Source organism: Pseudomonas sp. B3(2017), from assembly GCF_002113595.1.
Taxonomy (GTDB): domain Bacteria; phylum Pseudomonadota; class Gammaproteobacteria; order Pseudomonadales; family Pseudomonadaceae; genus Aquipseudomonas; species Aquipseudomonas ekonensis.
In genome coordinates this window covers 273,477-296,145 of sequence record NZ_NEIU01000002.1, presented here as the reverse complement: position 1 = coordinate 296,145, position 22,669 = coordinate 273,477, and the positions used below count along the sequence as shown (strand labels likewise).

General features: G+C 66.0%; 25 protein-coding genes. 10 read left to right on the top strand and 15 right to left on the bottom strand.

Translation table 11 applies throughout. The features are described 5' to 3' along the window. Nucleotides 1-4: 4 nt before the first annotated feature. The 4 genes from coaD to CAG33_RS03955 form a co-directional block, all read right to left on the bottom strand. Nucleotides 5-484 (bottom strand): pantetheine-phosphate adenylyltransferase, encoded by a 480-nt coding sequence (gene coaD, locus CAG33_RS03970; protein ID WP_085580902.1) that lies wholly within the window; start codon nucleotides 482-484, stop codon nucleotides 5-7. 115 nt (nucleotides 485-599) lie between these two features. Continuing rightward, on the bottom strand, nucleotides 600-2,195 hold the full coding sequence (locus tag CAG33_RS03965; protein WP_085630068.1) for a GMC family oxidoreductase: 1,596 nt from the start codon (nucleotides 2,193-2,195) through the stop codon (nucleotides 600-602). A gap of 58 nt (nucleotides 2,196-2,253) precedes the next feature. Continuing rightward, nucleotides 2,254-2,799 carry a twin-arginine translocation pathway signal protein gene (locus CAG33_RS03960; protein WP_085637031.1) on the bottom strand — a complete coding sequence of 182 codons (546 nt, stop codon included), beginning with the start codon at nucleotides 2,797-2,799 and terminating at the stop codon, nucleotides 2,254-2,256. A gap of 28 nt (nucleotides 2,800-2,827) precedes the next feature. After that, nucleotides 2,828-4,258, bottom strand: a complete 1,431-nt coding sequence (locus CAG33_RS03955) for a coniferyl aldehyde dehydrogenase (RefSeq protein WP_085637028.1) — start codon at nucleotides 4,256-4,258, stop codon at nucleotides 2,828-2,830. A 146-nt stretch (nucleotides 4,259-4,404) separates the two neighbouring features. Here CAG33_RS03955 and CAG33_RS03950 point away from each other — a divergent pair, with 146 nt between their 5' ends. Further along, the gene (locus CAG33_RS03950; RefSeq protein WP_085580894.1) at nucleotides 4,405-5,076 is read left to right on the top strand and encodes a TetR/AcrR family transcriptional regulator; all 672 of its coding nucleotides are present in this window, start codon (nucleotides 4,405-4,407) and stop codon (nucleotides 5,074-5,076) included. Between the two features lie 30 nt (nucleotides 5,077-5,106). Beyond that, nucleotides 5,107-5,961, top strand: coding sequence for a sulfurtransferase (locus CAG33_RS03945; RefSeq protein WP_085637025.1), 855 nt, complete (start codon nucleotides 5,107-5,109; stop codon nucleotides 5,959-5,961). A gap of 178 nt (nucleotides 5,962-6,139) precedes the next feature. Here CAG33_RS03945 and CAG33_RS03940 read toward each other — a convergent pair whose 3' ends face one another. The 5 genes from CAG33_RS03940 to CAG33_RS03920 form a co-directional block, all read right to left on the bottom strand. Then, on the bottom strand, nucleotides 6,140-6,976 hold the full coding sequence (locus CAG33_RS03940) for an AraC family transcriptional regulator (RefSeq protein WP_085630062.1): 837 nt from the start codon (nucleotides 6,974-6,976) through the stop codon (nucleotides 6,140-6,142). 4 nt (nucleotides 6,977-6,980) lie between these two features. Beyond that, nucleotides 6,981-7,979 (bottom strand): hydrolase, encoded by a 999-nt coding sequence (locus CAG33_RS03935; RefSeq protein ID WP_085580888.1) that lies wholly within the window; start codon nucleotides 7,977-7,979, stop codon nucleotides 6,981-6,983. A gap of 82 nt (nucleotides 7,980-8,061) precedes the next feature. Further along, nucleotides 8,062-8,670 (bottom strand): 16S rRNA (guanine(966)-N(2))-methyltransferase RsmD, encoded by a 609-nt coding sequence (gene rsmD, locus CAG33_RS03930; RefSeq protein WP_085637022.1) that lies wholly within the window; start codon nucleotides 8,668-8,670, stop codon nucleotides 8,062-8,064. After that, nucleotides 8,670-10,157, bottom strand: a complete 1,488-nt coding sequence (locus tag CAG33_RS03925) for a pitrilysin family protein (RefSeq protein WP_085580884.1) — start codon at nucleotides 10,155-10,157, stop codon at nucleotides 8,670-8,672. Before CAG33_RS03925 ends, rsmD begins: the two co-directional genes overlap by 1 nt. Then, nucleotides 10,150-11,505 (bottom strand): pitrilysin family protein, encoded by a 1,356-nt coding sequence (locus CAG33_RS03920; protein WP_085580882.1) that lies wholly within the window; start codon nucleotides 11,503-11,505, stop codon nucleotides 10,150-10,152. The genes CAG33_RS03925 and CAG33_RS03920 overlap by 8 nt, the downstream gene beginning before the upstream one ends. 344 nt (nucleotides 11,506-11,849) lie before the next feature. Here CAG33_RS03920 and ftsY point away from each other — a divergent pair, with 344 nt between their 5' ends. The 4 genes from ftsY to rpoH all read left to right on the top strand — a co-directional run bounded on the left by ftsY (nucleotide 11,850) and on the right by rpoH (nucleotide 16,075). Next, nucleotides 11,850-13,418 (top strand): signal recognition particle-docking protein FtsY, encoded by a 1,569-nt coding sequence (gene ftsY / locus CAG33_RS03915; protein WP_085637019.1) that lies wholly within the window; start codon nucleotides 11,850-11,852, stop codon nucleotides 13,416-13,418. Continuing rightward, nucleotides 13,415-14,086 (top strand): cell division ATP-binding protein FtsE, encoded by a 672-nt coding sequence (gene ftsE, locus CAG33_RS03910; RefSeq protein ID WP_085580878.1) that lies wholly within the window; start codon nucleotides 13,415-13,417, stop codon nucleotides 14,084-14,086. The genes ftsY and ftsE overlap by 4 nt, the downstream gene beginning before the upstream one ends. Then, nucleotides 14,083-15,108, top strand: coding sequence for a permease-like cell division protein FtsX (ftsX, locus tag CAG33_RS03905; RefSeq protein WP_085630054.1), 1,026 nt, complete (start codon nucleotides 14,083-14,085; stop codon nucleotides 15,106-15,108). Before ftsE ends, ftsX begins: the two co-directional genes overlap by 4 nt. 112 nt (nucleotides 15,109-15,220) lie before the next feature. Next, complete coding sequence (rpoH, locus tag CAG33_RS03900) at nucleotides 15,221-16,075, top strand: RNA polymerase sigma factor RpoH (RefSeq protein WP_085580874.1); 855 nt, start codon at nucleotides 15,221-15,223, stop codon at nucleotides 16,073-16,075. A gap of 200 nt (nucleotides 16,076-16,275) precedes the next feature. On the opposite strand, the gene mtgA is transcribed toward rpoH, so the two are convergent. Further along, nucleotides 16,276-16,998: a monofunctional biosynthetic peptidoglycan transglycosylase gene (gene mtgA / locus CAG33_RS03895; RefSeq protein ID WP_085580872.1), complete on the bottom strand. Its 723-nt coding sequence runs from the start codon at nucleotides 16,996-16,998 to the stop codon at nucleotides 16,276-16,278. A 74-nt stretch (nucleotides 16,999-17,072) separates the two neighbouring features. Here mtgA and CAG33_RS03890 point away from each other — a divergent pair, with 74 nt between their 5' ends. The 4 genes from CAG33_RS03890 (at nucleotide 17,073) to trmB (ending at nucleotide 19,315) form a co-directional block, all read left to right on the top strand. Further along, on the top strand, nucleotides 17,073-17,453 hold the full coding sequence (locus tag CAG33_RS03890) for a DUF423 domain-containing protein (RefSeq protein WP_085580870.1): 381 nt from the start codon (nucleotides 17,073-17,075) through the stop codon (nucleotides 17,451-17,453). A gap of 71 nt (nucleotides 17,454-17,524) precedes the next feature. Then, a complete protein-coding gene (gene thiS / locus CAG33_RS03885) occupies nucleotides 17,525-17,725 on the top strand; it encodes a sulfur carrier protein ThiS (RefSeq protein ID WP_170929948.1) in 201 nt (66 codons plus the stop codon). 60 nt (nucleotides 17,726-17,785) lie between these two features. Then, nucleotides 17,786-18,580 carry a thiazole synthase gene (locus CAG33_RS03880; RefSeq protein ID WP_085630052.1) on the top strand — a complete coding sequence of 265 codons (795 nt, stop codon included), beginning with the start codon at nucleotides 17,786-17,788 and terminating at the stop codon, nucleotides 18,578-18,580. Nucleotides 18,581-18,589: 9 nt separating this feature from the next. Continuing rightward, entirely contained in the window at nucleotides 18,590-19,315 is a 726-nt protein-coding gene (gene trmB, locus CAG33_RS03875) for a tRNA (guanosine(46)-N7)-methyltransferase TrmB (RefSeq protein WP_085580866.1), read from the top strand. A 131-nt stretch (nucleotides 19,316-19,446) separates the two neighbouring features. On the opposite strand, the gene CAG33_RS03870 is transcribed toward trmB, so the two are convergent. From CAG33_RS03870 to metW, 5 genes are read right to left on the bottom strand one after another with little or no spacing between them, the layout of a single operon-like run. Next, the gene (locus CAG33_RS03870) at nucleotides 19,447-19,770 is read right to left on the bottom strand and encodes a DUF3392 domain-containing protein (protein ID WP_011336381.1); all 324 of its coding nucleotides are present in this window, start codon (nucleotides 19,768-19,770) and stop codon (nucleotides 19,447-19,449) included. A 22-nt stretch (nucleotides 19,771-19,792) separates the two neighbouring features. Continuing rightward, nucleotides 19,793-20,998 (bottom strand): radical SAM family heme chaperone HemW, encoded by a 1,206-nt coding sequence (hemW, locus tag CAG33_RS03865; RefSeq protein WP_085637016.1) that lies wholly within the window; start codon nucleotides 20,996-20,998, stop codon nucleotides 19,793-19,795. Continuing rightward, on the bottom strand, nucleotides 20,995-21,591 hold the full coding sequence (gene rdgB / locus CAG33_RS03860; protein WP_085637013.1) for an RdgB/HAM1 family non-canonical purine NTP pyrophosphatase: 597 nt from the start codon (nucleotides 21,589-21,591) through the stop codon (nucleotides 20,995-20,997). The genes hemW and rdgB overlap by 4 nt, the downstream gene beginning before the upstream one ends. Next, nucleotides 21,588-22,022: a DUF4426 domain-containing protein gene (locus CAG33_RS03855; RefSeq protein ID WP_085637010.1), complete on the bottom strand. Its 435-nt coding sequence runs from the start codon at nucleotides 22,020-22,022 to the stop codon at nucleotides 21,588-21,590. Before CAG33_RS03855 ends, rdgB begins: the two co-directional genes overlap by 4 nt. A 26-nt stretch (nucleotides 22,023-22,048) precedes the next feature. After that, the gene (gene metW / locus CAG33_RS03850; RefSeq protein WP_085580859.1) at nucleotides 22,049-22,669 is read right to left on the bottom strand and encodes a methionine biosynthesis protein MetW; all 621 of its coding nucleotides are present in this window, start codon (nucleotides 22,667-22,669) and stop codon (nucleotides 22,049-22,051) included.

Here is a 22,669-nt window from a genome sequence, read left to right as displayed (position 1 = left end):
GTCGTCACTTCTTGAAGCGCAGGGTCAGGGCCTCGGCCACGGCCGGGTGGACGAACTTGCTGATGTCGCCGCCCAGGGCCGCGATCTCGCGCACCAGGGTCGAGGAAATGAACGAATAGCGCTCGGACGGGGTGAGGAACAGGCTTTCCACGTCCGGGGCCAGTTGGCGGTTCATGTTGGCCAGCTGGAATTCGTACTCGAAGTCCGAGACCGCCCGCAGGCCGCGCAGGAATACGTTGGCGTTCTGCTCTTTGGCGAAGTGCGCCAGCAGCGTCGAGAAACCGACCACTTCCACGTTCGGCAGGTGCTTGGTGACCTCGCGGGCCAGCTCGACCCGTTGCTCCAGCGGGAACAGCGGGTTTTTCTTCGGGCTGGCGGCCACGGCGATGACCACATGGTCGAACAGGCGCGAGGCGCGTTCGACCAGGTCGCCATGGCCCTTGGTGATAGGGTCGAAGGTTCCTGGGTACAACACTCGGTTCATCGCGTCGTCCTGGCGGGAATCCGTTGGGGAGTCGGATGGTATCGCAGCCGTCCCGGTCGGCCAAGTCGCCTGTTGGGTAAGAAAGCACTATAGACGTCGGGGAAACGGCGCCCTTTCATGGGTTCTTCAGCCGTTCGGCCAGGGCCGTCGCCAGTTGCGCGGTCAGGCCGTACACCGACAGCTGCGGGTTGGCGCCGATGCTGGTGGGGAACAGCGAACCGTCGTGGATCGACAGGTTGCCCAGCTGGTGATGCCGGCCGAGGCTGTCGGCGACGGCGGTCTTCGGGTCTTCGCCCATCGCGCAGCCGCCCATGACATGGGCGCTGCCCAGGCGCGTGCGGTACAGCGCAAGGTCCAGGCCGTCGATCATTGCGCGGGCCTCGGCCAGGCTGTCCACGTAGCGCGCATCGGCGTGCATCGGCATCACGGCCTTGGCGCCGCCGGCGAACTGGATCTCGGCCATGCTGTGGAACGCCCGGCGCAGGCCTTCCCAGGTGTGGGGCGAAACCGGGTAGTCGAGCACCGGCGAGCCGTCGCCGCGCAGCTCGACCGTGCCGCCGGGGCTGTCCGGGTGGAAGCCGTCGCGCAGCAGGGCGAGCATCGCGTGGGTCTTCGGCAGGTCGGCCATGTGCTGCGCGTTGTCCCGGCCGAAGCCGCCGAGCAGGGTCGCGGCCAGCGCCGGGTGCAGCGGCGGCACTTCGAGCTTGTAGCCCATGGGGCCGGTGGTGCCGTCCTTCCACTGGAAATGGTCGGAGTAGATCGACTGCGGCGCGCCGTAGAACGGGTTGATCACCTCGTCGAAGCGCCCGGCGGACATGTTCACCAGGTGCAGGAACGTGCGCTGGCCCAGGCGCCCGTGCGGATCCGGCGCCTGCGAGCGCATCAGCAGCGCCGGGCTGTTGATGCCGCCGCCGGCCAGCACGTAGTGCCGCGCCTTGACCGTGACCGTGCGCCCGGTCGGCGCCACGCAGCGTTCGTCCATCGCCACGCATTGCAGGCCGGTGACCTTGTCGCCGCTCATCAGCAGTTTTTCCGCCCGGGCCAGGTACAGCAGTTCTGCCCCCTTTTCCAGGGACGCGGGAATGGTCGTGACCATCATCGACTGCTTGGCGTTGGTCGGGCAGCCCATGCCGCAGTAGCCCAGGTTCCAGCAGCCGCGCACGTTGCGCGGGATCACGTGCCAGCTGTAGCCGAGCGCCTCGCAGCCCTTGCGGATCACGTCATTGTTGGCGTTGGGCGGCACCAGCCACGGGGCGATGCCGAGGCGCTGCTCCATTTTCTCGAACCACGGCGCCATCTCGGCGGGGCTGTGGCCCTTGACGTTGTGCTCCTTGGCCCAGTGCTCCAGGGTCGGCTCCGGGGTGCGGAAGCTCGACGTCCAGTTGACCAGCGTGGTGCCGCCCACCGCCCGGCCCTGAAGGATGGTGATCGCGCCGTCCTTGCTCAGGCGGCCGATGCCTTCCTGGTAGAGGCTGCTGTAGGCCTGGTCCTCCAGCAGCTTGAAGTCGCTGCTGGTCTTGAGCGGCCCCTCTTCGATCAGCAGTACCTTGAGGCCGGCGGCGCTGAGGATTTCCGCAGTGGTGCCGCCGCCGGCGCCGCTGCCGATGATCGCCACGTCGGCTTCCAGCGTCAGGTCGTCGGTCAGCTGCGCGCCGTTGTGGGTCTTCCAGCCGCGGGCGAGGCCTTCGCGGAACGGGTCGGGTACGGGCATGTTCAGGCTCTCTTATTGTTGACTGCCGGACGGCAGGGTTCGACGATGGCGACGCGGTTCAGACAGAGGGCGGGCCGGGATAGCCGCAATGGGCCCAGGACTCGGCGCGCTTGTACCAGGCCATCATCACCATCTGCAGCAAGGAGCTGTGGCCCATGCGCAGCAGGCTCAGCGAGCTGTTCCGCCAGCGTTCGAGGAAGTGCTGGACGGCATCCGGTTCGGCGTTTTCCCAACTGCCCCAGATCCCGGTCAGCGGGCCCCGGGTCACGGCCATGCCCAGCACGTCGAACAGTTGCCGGCTGAGCTTGAGCATTTCCGGCGAGAGATGGTCGAGGCCGTGGTCGAGTGACTGTAGGGTGCCCTCGACGGCGGCGGCCATTTTGTCGGCGGCTACGGCGCCGTCGAGCATCACCGGGATCAGGGCGCGCAAGAACGGCAGGTCGTTGCTGCGCAGCGCGGCATAGCCGCTGGCCGGCACGCTGGACGAACAGCCGCTGAGGCTGGCGCCCAGGCCGGCGGTGGCGAGGAACGCCGTGGCGCCGAGGCTGAACTTCAGCAGGCCGCGGCGCGACAGCGCAGGTGTTTCGGTCAGGCTTGGGTGCATTGTTGTTATTACCCGGCGGTGACGGTGGTCAGCGAATGAACAGTTTCTGGATCAGTTTCTGGATCGCTGTGCCGTAGGGCGGGTAGATCAGCTTCGCGGCGTTGAAGCGCTGCTTGACCAGCACGCCCTTGGCCTTGCTGAACGTCAGGAACCCCTCGTGCCCATGGTAGTGGCCCATGCCGGACGGGCCGATGCCGCCGAACGGCATGTCGTCCTGGGCCACATGCAGCAGCGTGTCGTTGAGGCAGACGCCGCCGGAGTGGGTCTCGTGCAGCACGCGTTCCTGTTCGCGCTTGTCGTAGCCGAAGTAGTAAAGGGCCAGAGGACGGGGTCGCCGGTTGATGTAGGAGAATGCCTGTTCCACATCCCGGTACGGCACGATCGGCAGCAGCGGGCCGAAGATCTCGTCCTGCATCACGGTCATGTCGTCGCTGACGTTCAGCAGCAGGCTGTGGGGCATGCGCCGGCCCTGGCCCTGCTCGAACAGCGGAATCAGCAGCGCGCCCTTGCCGGTGGCGTCGCTGAGGTAGCCGTTGAGCCGAGCCAACTGGCGCTCGTTGATGATCGCGGTGTAGTCCGGGTTGTCGGCCAGGGTCGGGTAGAACCGGTGCGCGACCTGGCGGTAGGCTTCGACGAAGGCGCCGACCCGGTCTTCCGGCACCAGCACGTAGTCCGGAGCGACGCAGGTCTGGCCGGCGTTGATCATCTTGCCGAAGGCGATGCGTTCGGCGGCGTCCTTGAGCGGCACGTCACGGGACACGATGGCCGGGGACTTGCCGCCCAGCTCCAGGGTCACCGGCGTGAGGTTTTCCGCCGCCGCGCGCATCACGTGCTTGCCGATGCTGGTGGCGCCGGTGAACAGCAGGTGGTCGAAACGCAGTTTCGAGAACGCGACGCCGACGTCCGACTCGCCGAGCACCACGCACACCAGGTCTTCGGGGAAGATCCGCGCCAGCAGGGCCTTGAGCAGCAGGCCGGTGGCCGGGGTCGATTCGCTGAGCTTGAGCATCACCCGGTTGCCCGCCGCGAGCGCGCCGGTCAGCGGGCCGATGGCCAGGAACAGCGGGTAGTTCCACGGCACGATCACGCCGACCACGCCCAGCGGCTGGTACACGACCTTGGCCGAGGCCGGCTGGAAGGCGAGGCCGACCTTGCGCCGCGACGGTTTCATCCAGCCCTTGAGGTGACGGCTGGCGTAGTGGATGCCGTGCAGGCTGGGCATCAGCTCGGCGATCAGGGTTTCGTCGGCGCTGCGGTGGCTGAAGTCGGAGCTGATCGCGTCGACCAACGCCTGCCGTTCATCGCTGAGCAGGTCGCGCAGGGCCTTGAGCCATTGCTGGCGCTGGGCGGCGGGTGGCATCGGGTTGGCGGCGTAGGCGGCCCGTTGCGCGTCGAACAGCCGGTTGAGCTCTTCCAGCGGCTGTTGCAGCGATTGCAGGTAGGCGATATCGGCAGTCATTGTCGGCTCCGGTTTTGTTGTCGTGAGGAACTTTTTAGAGTCTATGCTCTAGAAAGTCAATTCACTTCCTGGCGCGGCAAGGTTTTATCCCGTTCCGGATAGGTCGTAAGATGCCCCTCAACGCACTCTGAATTAAAGCTCAAGCCATGGCCCCACGGATCAAAACCAGCGAGCGCATCGTGCAGAACAGCCTTGAGCTGTTCAATCAGCAGGGCGAGCGCAGCATCAGCACCAACCACATCGCCGCCCACATGGAGATCTCTCCGGGCAACCTGTACTACCACTTCCCCAACAAGCAGGCGATCATCGCCGTGCTGTTCAGTGAGTACGAAACCCTGGTGGACAGCTTCCTGCGCCCGCCCCAGGGGCGCCCGGCCACGGTCGAGGACAAGCGCTACTACCTCAAGGAGCTGCTGTCGGCGATGTGGCGCTACCGGTTCCTGCACCGCGACCTGGAACACTTGCTCGACAGCGATCCCGACCTGGCGGCGCGCTACCGGCGCTTTTCCCAGCGCTGCGTGATCCAGGGCACGGCCATCTACGAGGGGTTCGTCGCCGCCGGGATCCTGAAGATGGACCGGGTGCAGATCGAATCCCTGACCCTCAATGCCTGGATCATCCTCACCTCTTGGGTGCGGTTCCTGTGCACCACCCGCGAGAACGCCAAGCACCTGAGCGAACAGGCCGTCAAACGCGGCGTGTACCAGGTGCTGGTGCTGGAGGCTGGGTTCGTCACCGAGCAGGCGCGCGACGAAGTCAACGCCCTGTTCGACGAGTTCTACGTGCCGCTGGCCCAGGCCCTCGAAGAAACGCCGTAACCCCTTCTTTTGAACAAGGAGTCGTCCGCTATGCCGATTGCGCAACTGATCAGCCCTCAAGCGCTGGATGCCCGCAAGGATCAGCCGGGACTGGTGATCCTCGATTGCCGCTTTGCCCTGGAGGATCCGGACTACGGCCAGCGCAGCTACGCCGAGGGGCACATCGCCGGGGCGCATTTCGCCGACCTTGAGCGCGACCTCAGCGGCCCGGTGGTCAAGGGCGTGACCGGTCGCCATCCGCTGCCGGAGCCGGCGGCGCTGGTGGAGCGCCTGCAAGCGTTCGGCATCGATGCCGGCAGTGACGTCGTGCTCTACGACGACGGCCCCGGCGCCTACGCGGCGCGGGCCTGGTGGCTGCTGGCGTGGCTGGGCAAGCGCGACGGCGTGTTCATCCTCGACGGCGGGCTCAAGGCCTGGCACGCCGCCGGGTTGCCGCTGAGCCTGGATCCGCCGTCGACGTTCCGCGGCAGCTTCAGCGGCCAGCCGGACCTGCGCTTGCTGCTAAGCGCCGCGCAACTGCAGCAGCGCCTGGGCCAGAGCGGCCTGACCCTGCTCGACGCCCGGGCCCTGCCGCGCTTCAAGGGCGAGGTGGAGCCGATCGATCCGGTCGCCGGCCACATCCCCGGCGCGCAATGCGCGGCGTTCACCGACAATCTGGGCAGCGACGGCAGGTTCCTGCCGGCCGACCGGCTCAAGCAGCGCTTCGCGGCGCTGCTCGGCGACCGCTCACCGGGCGAACTGGTGGCCTACTGCGGCTCCGGGGTGACGGCGTGCCATAACCTGTTCGCCTTGTGCCTGGCCGGCTATCCGTTGGCCGAGCTGTATGCCGGTTCCTGGAGCGAATGGATCAACGACCCGGCCCGGGGCATCGCCACCGGCGAGTGACCGGCGGCGCCTTGACTGGCGCCATCGCCAGCAGGCTGGCTCCAACAGAGGATTGCGGTTGAATGCAACTCCTTGTTCGCCGCAGACCCTGTGGGAGCCAGCCTGCTGGCGATGGCGTCCGGTCAGGCAGCACTGCACTGACTGACATACCGCTCAAGGCGAGGCGGCAAGGTGCGTTTCAGCGCGCCAGCGAATGCCGTGCGCTGCGGTACGCCGCCGGCCCCACGCCATAGACCTGCTTGAACTGCCGGCTCAGATGGCTCTGGTCGGCAAAGCCCAGTTGCGCGGCGACCTCCACCGGCAAGCAGCCGCCTTGCAGCAAGCCCCGGGCGCGGGCGATCCGTTGCTGCATCAGCCAGGTGTGGGGCGGCATGCCGGTGGCGCGGCGGAACACCCGGGCGAAGTGGAAGGGCGACAGGTTCACCGCCGCCGCCAACTCCTCCAGTGAAGGCGGCGCCGCCAGTTGCGCGTGCAGCAGCTCCTTGGCGCGGACCACCGCCCGATGTTCCTTGCCCGGATTGCCTGCGACCGGCACTGCCGCATGTCGTTGCAAGAGCTGCAGCATCAGCTCGCGCCATGCCGTTTGCTGCTGCAGCGCAGTGGCCGGGCTTTCCAGCAGGCGATGCAACTGGCAGAAACCGGCGACCAGGTCCGGGTCGCGGTACAGCGTCGCCCCGAAGGCCGGCAGCGGCGCGGTCGGCAGTTCGAGCTCTTCCAGCAGTGACAGGATCTTGCCGGTGTCGGGATAGAACGCCCGGTACAGCCAGCCGTCGTCGGTGCCCTTGTGGCCGGTGTGCAGCTCGTCCGGGTTGATCAGCACCAGGGTGCCGCTGCCCGCCAGGTGTTCGGCGCCGCGGTAGCGGTAGCGCTGGGCGCCGGCCATGATCATGCCGATCACGTAGCCGTCGTGGACATGGGGCGCGAAGCGCTGGTCGATGTAGCGCGCCGACAGCAGCTCGATCCCGGCCAGCGGCTCGGTCTGCCAGAAACGGATCGATTCGCCCGGGCCGCTCATGCCGTCAACCGCGCCCGGCCGCGGTCAGCCACTGCGGGATGCGCCGTTCCAGGTAATAGCCGGGCTGGCGCAGCGTGCCGTCGACGAAACCGACATGGCCGCCCCGGGCCTGCAGTTCGAAACGGGTCGAGGCGGACAGCTCGGCGGCCTGCGGCAGACTGTGGGGGAACACGAAGGGGTCGTCCGCCGCCTGGATGATCAGGGTCGGGGTGCGGATCTCGCCGAGGAAGTAACGGCTGGAGGCGCGGCGGTAGTAGTCCTCGGCGTCGGCAAAACCGTTCAGCGGCGCGGTCACCCGGCCGTCGAAGTCCCAGAAGGTGCGCATGTTCTCCAGCGAGCCTAAGGCCGCCAGCGTCGCCAGGCCGTCTTCGCGGCCGTCGTGCTGGAACCGGCGCTGCTTGTTCTTGATGTAGGCGACCATCTCGCGCATGAAGTGCGCCTGGTAGACCTTGGAGAAGCCTTGGCCGATGCGGTCGGCGCACTGGTCGAGGCGAAACGGCACCGACACCGCCACCGCACCGAGCACGCCGCTGGCGCTGCCGGTCTCCCCCAGGTGCTTGAGCAGGACGTTGCCGCCCAGGGAGTAGCCGACCGCATACAGAGGCGCCAAGGGCCGCTTGGCCTTCAGGTGGCGGATGGCTTCGGCCAGGTCTTCGCTGGCGCCGGAATGGTAGCTGCGCGCCAACAGGTTCGGCTCGCCCGAGCAGCCCCGCCAGTTCAGCGCGACGCTGGCCCAGCCCTGCGCGGCGAGGGCCGCCTGGATCCCGGCGACGTACGGCGAGTTGGACGAGCCGGTCAGCCCGTGCAGCACCAGCACCAGCGGCGCCTCGGCGCTGTGGGGGCCGTGCCAGTCGAGGTCGAGGAAGTCGCCGTCGTCGAGCCACAGCCGTTCGCGCTGGCGGTCAAGGTGCACGGTCTTGCGCCACAGCGGCCCCCACAGTGTCTGCAGGTGCGGATTGCCGAGGCCGAAGGCGGGGGTGAACGGTTCAGGTGAGGCGGACACGACGATTCTCGATGCGGCGTTGGGGCAAACCCTGTTGTGGCGACGGAGCAAGCACCCTCGCCACAGGGTGTTCAGTGCGTTGTCAGCCGGCGACCGGGGCCATGCGCTGCCACAGCGCGTAATGCACCTGCCCGGACTTCTGTTCGCGGTGCAGGCGCCAGTTGCCCGGCAGGCCGAGGGTCGACGGCGCGCTTTCGCTTTCAGTGTAGATCCACGCATCGGCGGCCAGCCACTGCCGTTCCTCCAGCAGGGCGCACACCGCCGGCAGCAGGTTCTGGTTGAACGGCGGGTCGAGGAACACCAGGTCGAACGCGCGGGCCGGCTGGGTCTCCAGGTAGCGCAGCGCGTCGGCGGTCTGCACCTGGCCGGTGGTGCAGCGCAGGGTGCCCAGGTGCTCCTTGAGGCTGGACACCGCGACATGGCTGGCGTCCAGCGCCTGGCCCATGGCCGCGCCACGGGACAGGGCCTCAAGGAACAGCGCGCCGCTGCCGGCGAACGGGTCGAGCACCTTGGCCCCCGGCACGTACGGCATGAGCCAGTTGAACAGGGTCTCGCGCACCCGGTCCGGCGTCGGGCGCAGGCCTTCGACGTCGGGGAAGCTCAGTTTGCGGCTGCGCCATTCGCCGCCGATGATGCGCAGCTGGTTCACGCCGTTGTGTTGGCGCTGGGGGGATTTCTTCTGCTGGGCCATTAATGCTCCGGAACCCCGAGCGGCTGCTCGGCGGGTTTGTCAGATGGGGCCGGTAACGGCTTTTGCGGCACGGTCGGGCCAGCGCTGACGATGACCAGCTTGTCCGTGCTCAGGTGTTTGTTCATCGCATCCTTGACCTGCTCGACCGTCAGGCTCTGGGACTGGCGCATGAAATCGTCCAGGTAGCTCAGCGGCAGGTTGTAGAAGCCCATGGCGCCGAGCTGGCCGACGATGTCGGCGTTGCTGGCGGTGGACAGCGGGAAGCTGCCGGCCAGTTCGCGCTTGGCGTCGTCGAGCTCTTTTTGGGTCGGGCCGCTCTTGAGGTAGTCGGCCAGCACGTCCTGCACCAGTTTAAGGGTGCCCTCGCTCATCTCGGCGCGGGTCTGCAGGTTGATCATGAACGGGCCCCGGGCCTGCATCGGGCTGAACGCCGAGTACACGCCGTAGGTCAGGCCGCGCTTCTCGCGCACTTCGCTCATCAGCCGGGTGCCGAAACCGCCGCCGCCCAGGATCTGGTTGCCCATCGACAGCGCCGCGTAGTCCGGGTCGTCACGGTCGATGCCCAGCTGCGCGAGCATCAGGTTGGTCTGCTTGGACGGGAACTCGATGTGGCCGACGCTGGCCTTGGGCTCCTGCGGCGGGGCGATCTTCGCCAGCGCCGGGCCCTTGGGCAGGGCGGCGGACACCTGGTTGGCGATGGCCTCGGCCTCGCTGCGCGACAGGTCGCCCACCAGGGCGATCACTGCGTTGCCGGCGGCGTAGGCCTTGGCGTGGAAGTCGCGCAGCTGCGCCAGGGTGATCTTCGGCACGCTCTGGGCATCGCCGTCGCTGGCGTGGGCATACGGATGATCGCCGTACAGGCGCTTCATCAGTTCCAGGCTGGCGAGCTTGCCGGGGCTTTGCTTCTGGTATTCGAAGCCGGCGAGCAGCTGGTTCTTGATGCGGGCGAAGGAGTCGGCGGGGAAGGTCGGCTTGCCCACCACGTCGCAGAACAGCTTGAGCGCCGGCTCGCGCTTGTCCGCCGCGCTCAGGCTGCGCAGCGAGGCGATGGCCATGTCCTTGTAGGCGCCGTTGCCGAAGTCCGCGCCCAGGCCTTCAAAGCCCTGGGCGATGGCGCTGACGTCCTTGCCGGCCACGCCTTCGTTGAGCATGGCGTTGGTCAGCACGGCCAGGCCCGGCGCGTTGCCGTCCTGGCTGCTGCCGGCGGAGAAGATCAGGCGCATGTCGAACATCGGCAGCTCGCGGGCCTCGACGAACAGCACCCGGGCGCCTTCGGCGGTGTGCCAGGTCTGCACGTCGAGCTTGCGGCTGGCCGGGGCCTTGCCGTCCAGTTCGGCCAGCGACTGGAGTTTCTGGCTGGACTTGGCGTTGTCCAGCGCTTCGCTGGCGCCGGACTTGTCGCCGGGGGCGAAGTACAGCGCGCTGGCGCCGATCAGCGCCGCGGCGAGCAGGCCGAGCATCAGGCGTGGGGTTTTGCGCTCACTCATGAGTCGTCTCCAGGGGCAGGACATGGGCGACGCTGAGACGTTCGCGGGTGAAATACAGTTTGGCGGCGTTCTGGATGTCTTGCGGGGTGACGCTTTCCAGGTCGGCGAGTTCGGTGTCCATCAGTTTCCACGACAGGCCGACGGTCTCCAGCTGGCCGATGGCGCTGGCTTGGCTGGTGATCGAGTCGCGCTCGAACACCAGGCCGGCGATCACTTGGGCGCGCACCCGCTCCAGTTCTTCGGCGGACGGCGCGGTGGTCTTCAACTGTTCCAGCAGTTTCCACAGGCCGGCCTCGGCCTGGGCCATGGTCTTTTTCTTCTGGGTGTTGGGCGTGGCGGACAGGGTGAACAGGCTGTCGCCGCGGGTGTAGGCGTCGTAGTTCGACGCGCCGCCGGACACCAGCTCTTCGCCGCGCTCCAGCTGGGTCGGGATGCGCCCGCTGTAGCCGCCGTCGAGCAGGGCCGAGATCAGGCGCAGGGCATTGACCGAGCGCTTGTCGTCGGCGGTGGAGAGGCTCGGCACGTTGAAGGCGAGCATCAGGCTGGGCAGTTGCGTCTGCACATGCAGGGTGATCTGGCGTTCGCCGGGTTCGGCCAGCTCCAGCGGCTTCTTCGCCGGCGGCACATCACGCTTGGGGATCGGGCCGAAGTAGCGCTGGGCGAGGGTCTTCACCTCGTCCGGGGTGACGTCGCCGACCACCACCAGGGTGGCGTTGTTCGGCACGTACCAGGATTCGTACCAGTGGCGCAGCTCCTGGACCGTCATCCGGTCGAGGTCGGCCATCCAGCCGATGGTCGGCGTGTGGTAGCCGCTGGCCGGGTAGGCCATGGCCTTGAAGCGTTCGAAGGCCTTGGACATCGGCTTGTCGTCGGTGCGCAGGCGGCGCTCCTCCTTGATGACCTCGATCTCCTTGGCGAACTCCTCCGGCGGCAGGCGCAGGCTGGCCATGCGGTCGGCTTCCAGCTCGAAGGCCACGCCCAGGCGGTCGCGGGCCAGCACCTGGTAGTACGCGGTGAAGTCGTCGCTGGTGAAGGCGTTCTCTTCGGCACCCAGGTCGCGCAGGATCAGCGAGGCTTCGCCGGGGCCGATTTTCTCGCTGCCCTTGAACATCATGTGTTCGAGGGCGTGGGACAGGCCGGTCTGGCCCGGAGTCTCGTAGCTGGAGCCGACCTTGTACCAGACCTGCGACACCACCACGGGGGCGCGGTGGTCTTCGCGCACGACGACCTTCAGGCCGTTGTCGAGGGTGAATTCATGGGTCGGTTGCGGGTCGGCCGCCAGGGCCGACAAGGGCAGGCAGACGGTGCCGAGCAGCAGGCCGGCGGCGCGGCGGGCGAGAGCGTTCATTGATTTTCAAACCTGTTGTGCTGCCCGCTTGGCCTTAGCCTAGGCGGGCGAGGAGGTGCTAGGATACTGATCCGTTTTACCGGCGGCCACGCCTATCGGGTCCGCAGACTTGTTCGGGCTGTATGGGTTCGCGGCAAAAGGCTTTGGTTTCTCAGCTAAACTTTGCCTTTTCGCCGATTTTGCCGGTTTAGTCCTTCGTTAAGACGATTCTTTTGAGGTGCCGCGGGCGCCTCGACAACAGGTTGCGCGTGAACAAGCTGGATCAAACACAGTCTGTTCTGCATCGAATATTCAATTGCCGGGGCGCCTGATGGCGCGTCGCTACCGTGAGATAGCCGTCCTCCATGTTTGGTTCCAACGACGACAAGAAGAACCCAGCTGCCGCTGGCGAGAAGAAAAGCCTGTTCGGATGGCTGCGCAAGAAGCCGGCGGCCGAACAGCCGGCGGCCGCGCCTGAGCCGGCCCCGGCACCCGTAGCGCCAGAGACGCCGGTTGTCCCGCCGGTCGCCGAGCCCCTATCGCAGCCAGTGCCGCAGCCGTCGGCCCAAGCCGCGCCTGAACCTGCTGCTGCCCCTGAGCTGCCGTTGGCCCCGGCCAAAGAGCCCTGGCTGACCCTGCCCGTGGCGGAAGAGCCGGTGGCGCTGGTCGAAGAGACCGTGGCCCACGTGACGCCGCCGATCCCAGCGGCGCCTGCCGCTTTCGCCCCAGAGCCGGTGGCGGCGCCGGTCGTTCCTGAGGTGCCGGTGGTGGCCGAGCCGGCCGCTCCCGTCGTTCCTCCCGCAACCCCTTACGTAGCCCCTCCCGTAGCGCCTCACGTAGCCGCGCCGGTTGCGCCGGCCGTCGAAACGCCCGAGCCTGCACCTGCACCTGCACCTGCACCTGCACCTGCACCTGCACCTGCACCTGCACCGGTTGCCGTGGCGCCGGTCGCTGTCGCGGCCGTCGAAGCGCCGGCCGAACCGCCGCGCACCGAAGAAGCCAAGGCCGGTTTCTTCGCCCGCCTCAAGCAAGGCCTGTCCAAGACCAGCGCCAGCATCGGCGAGGGCATGGCCAGCCTGTTCCTCGGCAAGAAAGCCATCGATGACGACCTGCTCGACGAGATCGAGACCCGCCTGCTGACCGCCGACGTCGGCGTCGAGGCCACCTCGGTGATCATTCAGCGCCTGACCCAGAAGGTCGCCCGCAAGGAGCTGGCCGACGCCGACGCGTTGTACAAATCCCTGCAGGCCGAACTGGCCGCGATGCTCAAACCGGTCGAGCAGCCGCTGAAGATCGCCTCGCAGGCCAAACCGTACGTGATCCTCGTGGTCGGCGTGAACGGCGCCGGCAAGACCACCACCATCGGCAAGCTGGCCAAGAAGCTGCAGCTGGAAGGCAAGAAGGTCATGCTGGCCGCCGGCGACACCTTCCGTGCCGCAGCGGTGGAGCAGCTGCAGGTCTGGGGCGAGCGCAACCGGATCCCGGTGATCGCCCAGCACACCGGCGCCGACTCGGCCTCGGTGATCTTCGACGCCGTGCAGGCCGCCAAGGCCCGGGGCATCGACGTGCTGATCGCCGACACGGCCGGTCGCCTGCACACCAAAGACAACCTGATGGAAGAGCTGAAGAAGGTTCGCCGGGTGATCGGCAAGCTCGACGCCGACGCGCCGCACGAAGTGCTGCTGGTGCTCGACGCCGGCACCGGCCAGAACGCCATCAACCAGGCCAAGCAGTTCAACCAGACCGTCGCATTGACTGGCCTGGCCCTGACCAAGCTCGACGGCACCGCCAAGGGCGGGGTGATCTTCGCCCTGGCCAAGCAGTTCGGCCTGCCGATCCGCTACATCGGCGTCGGTGAGGGCATCGACGACCTGCGCACCTTTGAAGCCGAACCCTTTGTCCAGGCCTTGTTTGCCGAGCGGGAGCGTTCATGATTCGATTCGAACAGGTCGGCAAGCGCTACCCGAACGGTCACGTCGGCCTGCATGAGCTGAGCTTCCGTGTCCGCCGTGGCGAATTCCTGTTTGTCACCGGCCATTCCGGCGCCGGCAAATCCACCTTGCTGCGCCTGCTGCTGGCGATGGAGCGTCCCACCAGCGGCAAGCTGCTGTTGGCCGGGCAAGACCTGAGCACCATCAGCAACGCGCAGATCCCGTTCCTGCGCCGGCAGATCGGCGTGGTCTTCCAGAACCACCAGCTGCTGTTCGACCGCACGGTGTTCAACAACGTCGCGCTGCCGCTGCAAATTCTCGGGCTGTCCAAGGCCGAGACCGCCAAGCGCGTCGACTCGGCGCTGGAGCGCGTGGCGCTGTCGGACAAGGCCGACCTGTACCCGGGCGACCTCTCCACCGGTCAGCAACAGCGCGTGGGCATCGCCCGCGCCATCGTTCACCGTCCGGCCCTGCTGCTGGCGGACGAACCCACCGGTAACCTCGATCCGCGCCTGGCGGCCGAGATCATGGGCGTGTTCGAAGACATCAACCGTCTGGGCACCAGCGTGCTGATCGCCAGCCACGACCTGGCCCTGATCGCCCGCATGCGTCACCGCATGCTCACCTTGCAGCGCGGCCGATTGATCGGCGACGGGGAGGCCGGCGTATGAGCGCGACTCGCAGTCCGAAGGTTTCCGAACGGGTGGCCCCCAAGGCCGCCGATCCGCAGCCGCCGAAGAAAAAGGCCAGCCATGACGATGACGGCCCGGATTTCGCCACGCTGTTCCGCGCTTGGCTCGAAAGCCACCGGGCCAGCTGGGTCGACAGCCTGCGCCGCCTCGGCAAGCAGCCGATCGGCAGCTTCTTCACCTGCATGGTGATGGCGGTGGCGCTGAGCCTGCCGATGGGCCTGTCGCTTCTGCTGAACAACATCGAACGCCTGGGCGGCTCGTGGCAGCGGGCGGCGCAGATTTCGCTGTACCTGCAGCTCGACGCCAGCCCGGAGCAGGGCGAGTCGCTGCGTGACCGGATCAAAGGCATGCCGGGCGTCGCCGAGGCCGAGTACGTCGGCCGCGACCAGGCGCTGGAAGAGTTCCAGCAGCAGTCCGGCCTGGGCGAGGCCCTGCGCGAGCTGCCGGAAAACCCGCTGCCCGGCGTGGTGCTGGTGACGCCGAAGGAAGTCGACAAGGCGAACCTGGAAGCATTGAGACAAACACTTTCCGAACTGCCCAAGGTACAGCAGGCGCAACTTGATCTAGTCTGGGTCGAGCGTCTGGCCGCCATCCTCAAGCTGGGCGACCGTTTCGTGTTCGGGCTGACGGTGCTGCTGGTTTCCGCATTACTTTTGGTGATAGGCAATACCATTCGTCTTCATATCGAAAACCGCCGCACAGAGATAGAAGTGATTAAACTCGTCGGCGGCACCGACAGCTATGTGCGGCGTCCCTTCCTTTATATGGGGGCGTTGTACGGCTTCGGTGCGGGGATTCTGTCCTGGGGTGTCCTGGCGTTCGGCCTGGACTGGCTGAACGACGCGGTGGTCGGGCTGGCCGGCCTGTACGGCAGCGATTTCGCGCTGGCCGGCGTGCCGGTCGCCGACGGTCTGTCGCTCTTGCTTGGCGCGGTGCTGTTGGGTTATATCGGTGCATGGATTGCAGTCGCACGTCATCTCAGGGAGCTGGCGCCGAAGTAGAATCTTTTTGCGCGTGATTGACCTCACGGTTTCAAGGGGAACTTGTTCAGCGGTTCCCGGTCAATTTTCGCAGTGCCAATGGCACGAGTATGTAAGTGGGAGGTTTTTTCGCATGACCAATTCTTTGCAGCCTGCGTACGCGTTGGTTCCGGGTGCGAACCTGGAAGCCTATGTGCACACCGTCAACAGCATTCCGTTGCTGTCGCCGGAGCGGGAGCGTGAACTGGCCGAGAGTCTCTACTATGAGCAGGATCTTGAGGCGGCTCGGCAGATGGTGCTCGCCCACCTGCGGTTTGTCGTACACATTGCCCGCAGCTATTCCGGCTACGGTCTGGCTCAGGCCGACCTGATCCAGGAAGGCAACGTCGGCCTGATGAAGGCCGTGAAGCGTTTCAACCCGGAAATGGGCGTTCGTCTGGTGTCCTTCGCGGTGCACTGGATCAAGGCCGAGATCCACGAGTTCATCCTGCGCAACTGGCGGATCGTGAAGGTCGCGACCACCAAGGCCCAGCGCAAGCTGTTCTTCAACCTGCGCAGCCAGAAGAAGCGTCTGGCCTGGCTGAACAACGAGGAAGTCCACCGTGTGGCGGAAAGCCTCGGCGTCGAGCCGCGGGAAGTGCGTGAGATGGAAAGCCGTCTGACCGGCCACGACATGGCCTTCGACCCGGCCGCGGAAGCGGACGACGACAGCGCTTTCCAGTCGCCGGCCAACTATCTGGAAGACCACCGGTACGACCCGGCCCGTCAACTGGAAGACGCCGACTGGAGCGACAACTCCAACCACAACCTGCACGAAGCGCTGGAAGTGCTGGACGAACGCAGCCGTGACATCCTCTACCAGCGCTGGCTGGCGGAAGAAAAGGCCACGCTGCACGACCTGGCGCAGAAGTACAACGTGTCGGCCGAGCGTATCCGTCAGCTTGAGAAAAGCGCGATGAACAAGCTCAAGTCGTCGATTGCCGCATGACCGGCCGCCCGGCATAAGAAAACGCCCCGATCAGCGATGATCGGGGCGTTTTCGTTTGTGGCCCTGTCCAGTGAAGCCCTGCGGTGATTGGGCTGACGCCATCGCCAGCAGGCTGGCTCCCACATGGGGGAGGGCAGCTGTATGCAGCTCCGTGTTCGCCGCAGGATCCTGTGGGAGCCAGCCTGCTGGCGATGTCGGCCTTACTGGGTCCAGGGCGCCCGGCGCGAATCGTTCAGGCCCAGCAGATAGCTGTCTCCGCCCAACTGGTTCATCTGCTGGCGGATCCAGCTCGCCCGGCGCAGGACGTACGGGCTCGGGCGGCTGGCGCTCCAGGCCCGCGGGTTGGGCAGCACGGCGGCGAGCAGGCTGGACTGCTGGCGCGACAGCGAGCGGGCGCCGGTGCCGAAGTGATGCCGTGCCGCCGCCTCGGCGCCGAACACGCCGTCGCCCCACTCCGCACTGTTCAGGTACACCTCAAGGATCCGCTGCTTGGGCCAGAGCACTTCGATCAGCGCGGTGAACCAGGCCTCCAGCCCTTTGCGCAGGTAGCTGCGGCCCGACCACAGGAACAGGTTCTTCGAGACCTGCTGGCTCAGCGTGCTGGCGCCGCGGATCGAGCCGCCCAGTTCGTTGTGGGCCAGCGCCGCGCGGATCGCGCTGATGTCGAAGCCCCAGTGCTCGGGGAATTTCTGGTCTTCCCCGGCGATCACCGCCACCTTGAGGTCGTCGGAGATCTCGTCCCACGGTTTCCAGGTGCGCTGCAGGTCGATGGGCTCGCCGTCGACCCAGGACTCGACCTTGCGTTCGACCATCAGCGCCGTGCCCGGCGGCGGCACGAAGCGGAACAGCACGACCAGCAAGACACTGCCGCCCGCGAACCAGAGCAGCGCCTTCGACAGGCGACGGAAAAATGAACGCAGCATAGAGATGGCTTGGCCGAACCGGATGAGCGGGCCATTATACAGACCCTGCCGACCGAGTCTGACTGGAGTTCTTCATGCTGCGTAGCTTTCTGATGCTGGCCGCTTTTTTCGGCTTCACCGGTGTCGGCCTGGGCGCGTTCGCCGCCCACGGCCTGAAAAGCCGCCTGACCCCCGAGTACCTGGCGATCTTCCACACCGGCGTCACCTATCAACTGGTTCACGCCTTGGCGCTGTTCGGCGTGGCGCTGCTGGCCACCCAGGTGCCGGGGCGTCTGGTCGCCTGGGCCGGTGTCTCGTTCAGCATCGGCATCCTGCTGTTCTCCGGCAGCCTGTACCTGTTGACCACCGTCGGCATCGGCAAGCTCGGCATTATTACCCCGTTCGGCGGCCTGGCCTTCCTGGTCGGCTGGGTGTGCCTGGGGCTGGCCGCCTGGCGTTTGCCGCTGACCGCTTGACGCTTGGTGCTGACCTTTAGGTCATGATCGGGCTAGAATGCCAGCCCCTAAAAATGATGGCGGCATCGCGCATGCGCATTCAGTTGAACGGCGAATCCTATGAACTGCCCGACGGTGAGACCGTTGCGGCCCTGCTGACCCGTCTGGAACTGACCGGACGCCGGGTGGCGGTCGAGCTCAATCTGGATATCGTCCCGCGCAGCCAGCATGCCGAGACCACGCTCAACGACGGCGACAATGTCGAAGTGGTGCACGCCATCGGCGGCGGCTAGTCCCGCCGGCCCCGTGGCCCGGCCATCCTGCAAGACCCTCACCTTTGAAGAGGATTTCCCATGAGCATCGTTCGCAGCGACAAGCCTTTCGTTCTGGCCGGTCGTACCTACCAGTCGCGTTTGCTGGTCGGCACCGGCAAGTACCGTGACATGGAAGAGACCCGTCTGGCCATCGAGGCCTCGGGCGCCGAGATCGTCACCTTCGCCGTGCGTCGCACCAACCTCGGCCAGATCGAGGGCGAACCGAACCTGCTCGACGTGCTGTCGCCGGACCGCTACACCTTCCTGCCGAACACCGCCGGCTGCTACGACGCGGTCGAGGCCGTGCGCACCTGCCGCCTGGCCCGTGAGCTGCTCGACGGCCACAACCTGGTGAAACTGGAAGTGCTGGCGGACCAGAAGACCCTGTTCCCCAACGTGATCGAAACCCTCAAGGCCGCCGAAACGCTGGTCAAGGAAGGCTTCGACGTGATGGTCTACACCAGCGACGACCCGATCGTCGCCCGCCAGCTGGCGGAAACCGGCTGCATCGCGGTCATGCCGCTGGCCGGCCTGATCGGCTCGGGCCTGGGGATCTGCAACCCGTACAACCTGCAGATCATCCTGGAAGAGGCGAACATCCCGGTGCTGGTGGATGCCGGTGTCGGCACCGCTTCCGACGCCGCCATCGCCATGGAACTGGGCTGCGACGCCGTGCTGATGAACTCGGCCATCGCCCACGCCCAGCAGCCGGTCATGATGGCCGAAGCCATGAAACACGCGATCGTCGCGGGCCGCCTGGCCTACCTCGCCGGCCGCATGCCGAAAAAACTCTATGCCAGCGCCTCTTCGCCGCTGGATGGTCTGATCAAGTAAGAGCCATTGATGACTGAATCGAACGACACGCCAATCCAGACGGAAGAAGGCGACGAGCGCCAACACCGCCGCATCAAGAGTTTCGTGATGCGCGCCGGGCGCATGACCGAAGGCCAGCAGCGCGGCCTGGAGCAGGGCGCGCCGAAGTTCGTGCTGCCGCTGGCCGACGCGCCGGTGGATTACGATCAGGTGTTCGGCCGCTCGGCGCCGCGCTCGCTGGAGATCGGCTTCGGCATGGGCCACTCGCTGCTGGAAATGGCGGCGGCGGCGCCGGAGCAGGACTTCATCGGCGTGGAGGTTCACCGTCCGGGTGTCGGCGCGTTGCTCAACGGCGTGCTGACCCAAGGCCTGAGCAACGTCCGCGTCTACGACTGCGATGCGATCGAAGTGCTCAACCGCTGCGTGGCCGACAACAGCCTCGATCGCCTGATGCTGTTCTTCCCGGATCCGTGGCACAAGAGCCGTCACCACAAGCGCCGCATCGTTCAGGCGTCCTTCGCTGAGCTGGTGCGCAGCAAGCTGAAGGTCGGCGGCATTCTGCACATGGCCACCGACTGGGAGCCGTATGCCGAATACATGCTGGAAGTGATGAATGTCGCCCCGGGCTACCGCAACCTCGCCGAAGACGGCAAGTGCGTGCCACGCCCGGCCGAACGTCCGATCACCAAGTTCGAACGCCGCGGCGAACGTCTTGGGCATGGCGTGTGGGACCTGAAGTTCGAAAAGCAGTCCTGATTCAGGCTGTAGATAAACCTGTGGGAGCTGGCTTGCCAGCGATGACGGCATAACATTCAACATCATCGTCGACTGTTGCGCCCCCATCGCTGGCAAGCCAGCTCCCACAAGTTTTCATGGCGTACTCAAAATCAGCGGCGATCCGCGACCACGCCGATCAGCACCAGCACCACCAGCAACACCGGCGCCAGGCTGTAGTTGTTGAACTGGCTCAGCCCCTTCACGACCCACGGCGTGGCGTAGATCAGCGCCGCACCGCTGCCGATCATGCACAGCAGGGCCATCAGCGGGACGCGCAAGGCGCCGGCGATGCTGCCCAGGCGTTGCTCGACCCAGCCCTTGAAGTCGGCGCCGAACAGCACCAGCAGGCAACCCACCAGCGCCAGGGCGATTTCCGAAAGGTTGCTGCGGCTCCACCGGGAGACGGTGGCGAGCAGGTCGAGTATCAGATCCATGCGGGTTTCCTTAGGGCTGAAATCAGCTCAGAAATGTCTGCAGCAAGTCGTTGAGAAAGAGTTGTCCGCGCTCGGTGGCCGCCAGACGTGACGGTTCGACCTGCAGCAGGCCGCTTCGTTCGGCTTCGCGGCGGCCTTCGGCCAGCGTCTCCAGCGGCAGGCCGGTGCGTTCCGGGTACAGGCGCGATTCGACGCCGGCGGTCAGGCGCAGGGCGTTCATCAGGAATTCGAACGGCATTTCGTCGTCGGTCAGGGCCTTCTCGCCGGCCTGAAAGCTTTTGGCCGGGTTGAGGTAGTCCTTCGGCAGGCGGGTTTTCCAGGTACGCACGATGCGCCCGTCCGGATGGCTGAGCTTGCCGTGGGCGCCGGCGCCGATGCCGATGAAGTCGCCGAAGCTCCAGTAGTTGAGGTTGTGCCGCGCCGCCCGGCCGGGCTGGGCGTAGGCCGAGACTTCGTACTGCGCGTAGCCATGCTCGGCCAGCAGCGCCTGCCCGGCTTCCTGGATGTCCCACAGGGTGTCGTCTTCCGGCAGCACCGGCGGCTGGTTCCAGAACACGGTGTTCGGCTCCAGCGTCAGTTGATACCAGGAAATGTGCGTCGGTTTCAGCTCGATGGCCTGGCGCAGATCGCTCAGGGCATCGTCCAGTGACTGGTCCGGCAAGCCGTGCATCAGGTCGAGGTTGAAGTTATCGAACCCGGCCTGGCGCGCCATGCCGGCGGCACGCACCGCTTCGTCACCGTTGTGGATACGGCCAAGGGCCTTGAGCTTTTCCTGCTGGAAGCTCTGGATACCGATCGACAGGCGATTGATCCCCAGTTTGCGGTAGGCGACGAACTTCTCTTGCTCGAAAGTCCCGGGGTTGGCTTCCAGGGTGATTTCGATGTCCTCGGCAAACGGGATGCGTTGTTTGACGCCTTCGAGCAAGCGGCCCAGTGCTTCGGCACTGAACAGGCTCGGCGTACCGCCGCCAAAGAAGATCGAACTCAACTCACGGCCGTACACCGCGTGCAGATCCTGATCCAGGTCGGCAAGCAACGCGTCGACGTATTCCTGTTCCGGCAGCACCGGGCTGGCGGTGTGGGAGTTGAAGTCGCAATACGGGCATTTGCGCACACACCACGGGATGTGGATGTACAGCGCCAGGGGCGGCAGCGTCGGCAACGGCGCCCGAGGCGAAGAGGCGGCGCCACCGACGATCAGTGGCGACGCAGAAGAATCACGGGTCATTTCAAGCCCAGACGCTGGCGCAGCAGATCCATTGCACGGGCGCGGTGGCTGATCTGGTTCTTGTCGCTCGGGCTCAGTTCGGCGCTGGACACGTTACGCTCCGGCACCCAGAACAGCGGGTCGTAGCCGAAACCGTGTTCACCGCTGGCGGCGGTCAGGATGCGCCCTTGCCACAGGCCTTCGCAGAGGATCGGCAGCGGATCGTCGGCGTGACGCACCAGCGCCAGCACGCAGACGAACTGTGCGCCGCGCTCGGCTTCAGGCACATCCTTCAAGGCGTCGAGCAGTTTGGCGTTGTTCGCCGCGTCGCCCTTGCCGTCGGCGTAGCGCGCCGAGTAGATGCCCGGCGCACCACCGAGGAAATCCACCGCCAGACCCGAATCGTCGGCCAGCGCCGGCAGCCCGGAGATGCGCGCGGCATTACGGGCCTTGAGGATCGCGTTCTCGACGAACGACAGGCCGGTCTCTTCCGGCTCCACGCTGCTGAACTCGCCGATCGAGCGCAGTTGCACCGATTCGCCGAGCATGGCCTGGAGTTCCTTGAGTTTGCCGGCGTTATGGCTGGCCAGTACGAGTTGCTTGAGATTGATCATTGGCCAGGGAAAAGCTCTTGGTTGAAATTGATGGTGTTGATCTTGTCGTCGGTCTGCACCTTGATCTCGAAGGTGCGGGTTTCCTGTTGTTCCACCGGGTATTGGGCAATGTAGTAGATCGCGCCCTGTTCGGTGATCTGGCGGAAGGTCAGCGGCACGCTCTGGCTGGTCAGATCCTTGACGGTGCCGGTGACATGGGCGATCAGCGGTTTGCCGTCCTTGATTACCGAGACATTGATCACGCCTTGATACTTGCTGCGGATCAGCTCGGCAGCTTTGGCGATGTCCGGTTGCAGGAACGTCGAGTTGAAGGTGTTGTAGTGCACCGTCACGTCGCCGAAGGTTTCCTGGCGTTCGCTCTTGATGACGTCGGCAGCCATGGCCGAGAGGCTCAGGCAGGCGGCCAACAGCGTGGTAATCAGGCGTCCCATGTTCGTTCTCCTCGCAATGTCGTGGTTCAGACCGCGATTCTGTGATCCTGCAGCGCCGGGCTGCTGACGCGGTAGATGCCGATCTCACCTAACAGATTAGGCCATAGCTTACTGGCCCACCCGTGGCGGTGCTGTTGATCCACGGCAAGCCGATCAATGACCTTCGCCTCACGTTCGCGGCAAAGTTCCTCAAAGTCCTCGAAGGTGCAGAAGTGGATGTTCGGCGTGTTGTACCAGGTGTACGGCAGGAACTCCGACACCGGCATCCGCCCCTTGCTCGCCAGGTACCAGCGGCAGCGCCAGTGGCCGAAGTTGGGGAAGGTGATGATGCACTGGCGGCCGACCCGCAGCATTTCGTCGAGGATCTTGTCCGGGTAGTGCACCGCCTGCAGGGCCTGGGTCATCACCACGATGTCGAAGCTGTTGCTGGCGAAGTTGCCCAGGCCCTTGTCCAGGTCCTGCTCGATGACGTTGATGCCCTTGGCCACGCACTCGGCAATGTTGTCCGGGTCGTTTTCCAGACCGTAGCCGGTGACCTGCTTGTGGTCGCGCAGCCAGGTCAGCAGTTCGCCGTCGCCGCAGCCGAGGTCGAGCACGCGGCTGCCGGCGGGGATCCATTCCTGGATGATTTCCAGATCGGCTCTCAT

Bases quoted from the DNA above. Each gene is read 5' to 3' on its own strand.
- coaD (WP_085580902.1), bottom strand. From the start codon at position 484: ATGAACCGAGTGTTGTACCCAGGAACCTTCGACCCTATCACCAAGGGC.
- CAG33_RS03965 (WP_085630068.1), bottom strand. From the start codon at position 2,195: ATGCCCGTACCCGACCCGTTCCGCGAAGGCCTCGCCCGCGGCTGGAAG.
- CAG33_RS03960 (WP_085637031.1), bottom strand. From the start codon at position 2,799: ATGCACCCAAGCCTGACCGAAACACCTGCGCTGTCGCGCCGCGGCCTG.
- CAG33_RS03955 (WP_085637028.1), bottom strand. From the start codon at position 4,258: ATGACTGCCGATATCGCCTACCTGCAATCGCTGCAACAGCCGCTGGAA.
- CAG33_RS03950 (WP_085580894.1), top strand. From the start codon at position 4,405: ATGGCCCCACGGATCAAAACCAGCGAGCGCATCGTGCAGAACAGCCTT.
- CAG33_RS03945 (WP_085637025.1), top strand. From the start codon at position 5,107: ATGCCGATTGCGCAACTGATCAGCCCTCAAGCGCTGGATGCCCGCAAG.
- CAG33_RS03940 (WP_085630062.1), bottom strand. From the start codon at position 6,976: ATGAGCGGCCCGGGCGAATCGATCCGTTTCTGGCAGACCGAGCCGCTG.
- rsmD (WP_085637022.1), bottom strand. From the start codon at position 8,670: ATGGCCCAGCAGAAGAAATCCCCCCAGCGCCAACACAACGGCGTGAAC.
- CAG33_RS03925 (WP_085580884.1), bottom strand. From the start codon at position 10,157: ATGAGTGAGCGCAAAACCCCACGCCTGATGCTCGGCCTGCTCGCCGCG.
- CAG33_RS03920 (WP_085580882.1), bottom strand. From the start codon at position 11,505: ATGAACGCTCTCGCCCGCCGCGCCGCCGGCCTGCTGCTCGGCACCGTC.
- ftsY (WP_085637019.1), top strand. From the start codon at position 11,850: ATGTTTGGTTCCAACGACGACAAGAAGAACCCAGCTGCCGCTGGCGAG.
- ftsE (WP_085580878.1), top strand. From the start codon at position 13,415: ATGATTCGATTCGAACAGGTCGGCAAGCGCTACCCGAACGGTCACGTC.
- ftsX (WP_085630054.1), top strand. From the start codon at position 14,083: ATGAGCGCGACTCGCAGTCCGAAGGTTTCCGAACGGGTGGCCCCCAAG.
- rpoH (WP_085580874.1), top strand. From the start codon at position 15,221: ATGACCAATTCTTTGCAGCCTGCGTACGCGTTGGTTCCGGGTGCGAAC.
- mtgA (WP_085580872.1), bottom strand. From the start codon at position 16,998: ATGCTGCGTTCATTTTTCCGTCGCCTGTCGAAGGCGCTGCTCTGGTTC.
- CAG33_RS03890 (WP_085580870.1), top strand. From the start codon at position 17,073: ATGCTGCGTAGCTTTCTGATGCTGGCCGCTTTTTTCGGCTTCACCGGT.
- thiS (WP_170929948.1), top strand. From the start codon at position 17,525: ATGCGCATTCAGTTGAACGGCGAATCCTATGAACTGCCCGACGGTGAG.
- CAG33_RS03880 (WP_085630052.1), top strand. From the start codon at position 17,786: ATGAGCATCGTTCGCAGCGACAAGCCTTTCGTTCTGGCCGGTCGTACC.
- trmB (WP_085580866.1), top strand. From the start codon at position 18,590: ATGACTGAATCGAACGACACGCCAATCCAGACGGAAGAAGGCGACGAG.
- CAG33_RS03870 (WP_011336381.1), bottom strand. From the start codon at position 19,770: ATGGATCTGATACTCGACCTGCTCGCCACCGTCTCCCGGTGGAGCCGC.
- hemW (WP_085637016.1), bottom strand. From the start codon at position 20,998: ATGACCCGTGATTCTTCTGCGTCGCCACTGATCGTCGGTGGCGCCGCC.
- rdgB (WP_085637013.1), bottom strand. From the start codon at position 21,591: ATGATCAATCTCAAGCAACTCGTACTGGCCAGCCATAACGCCGGCAAA.
- CAG33_RS03855 (WP_085637010.1), bottom strand. From the start codon at position 22,022: ATGGGACGCCTGATTACCACGCTGTTGGCCGCCTGCCTGAGCCTCTCG.
- metW (WP_085580859.1), bottom strand. From the start codon at position 22,669: ATGAGAGCCGATCTGGAAATCATCCAGGAATGGATCCCCGCCGGCAGC.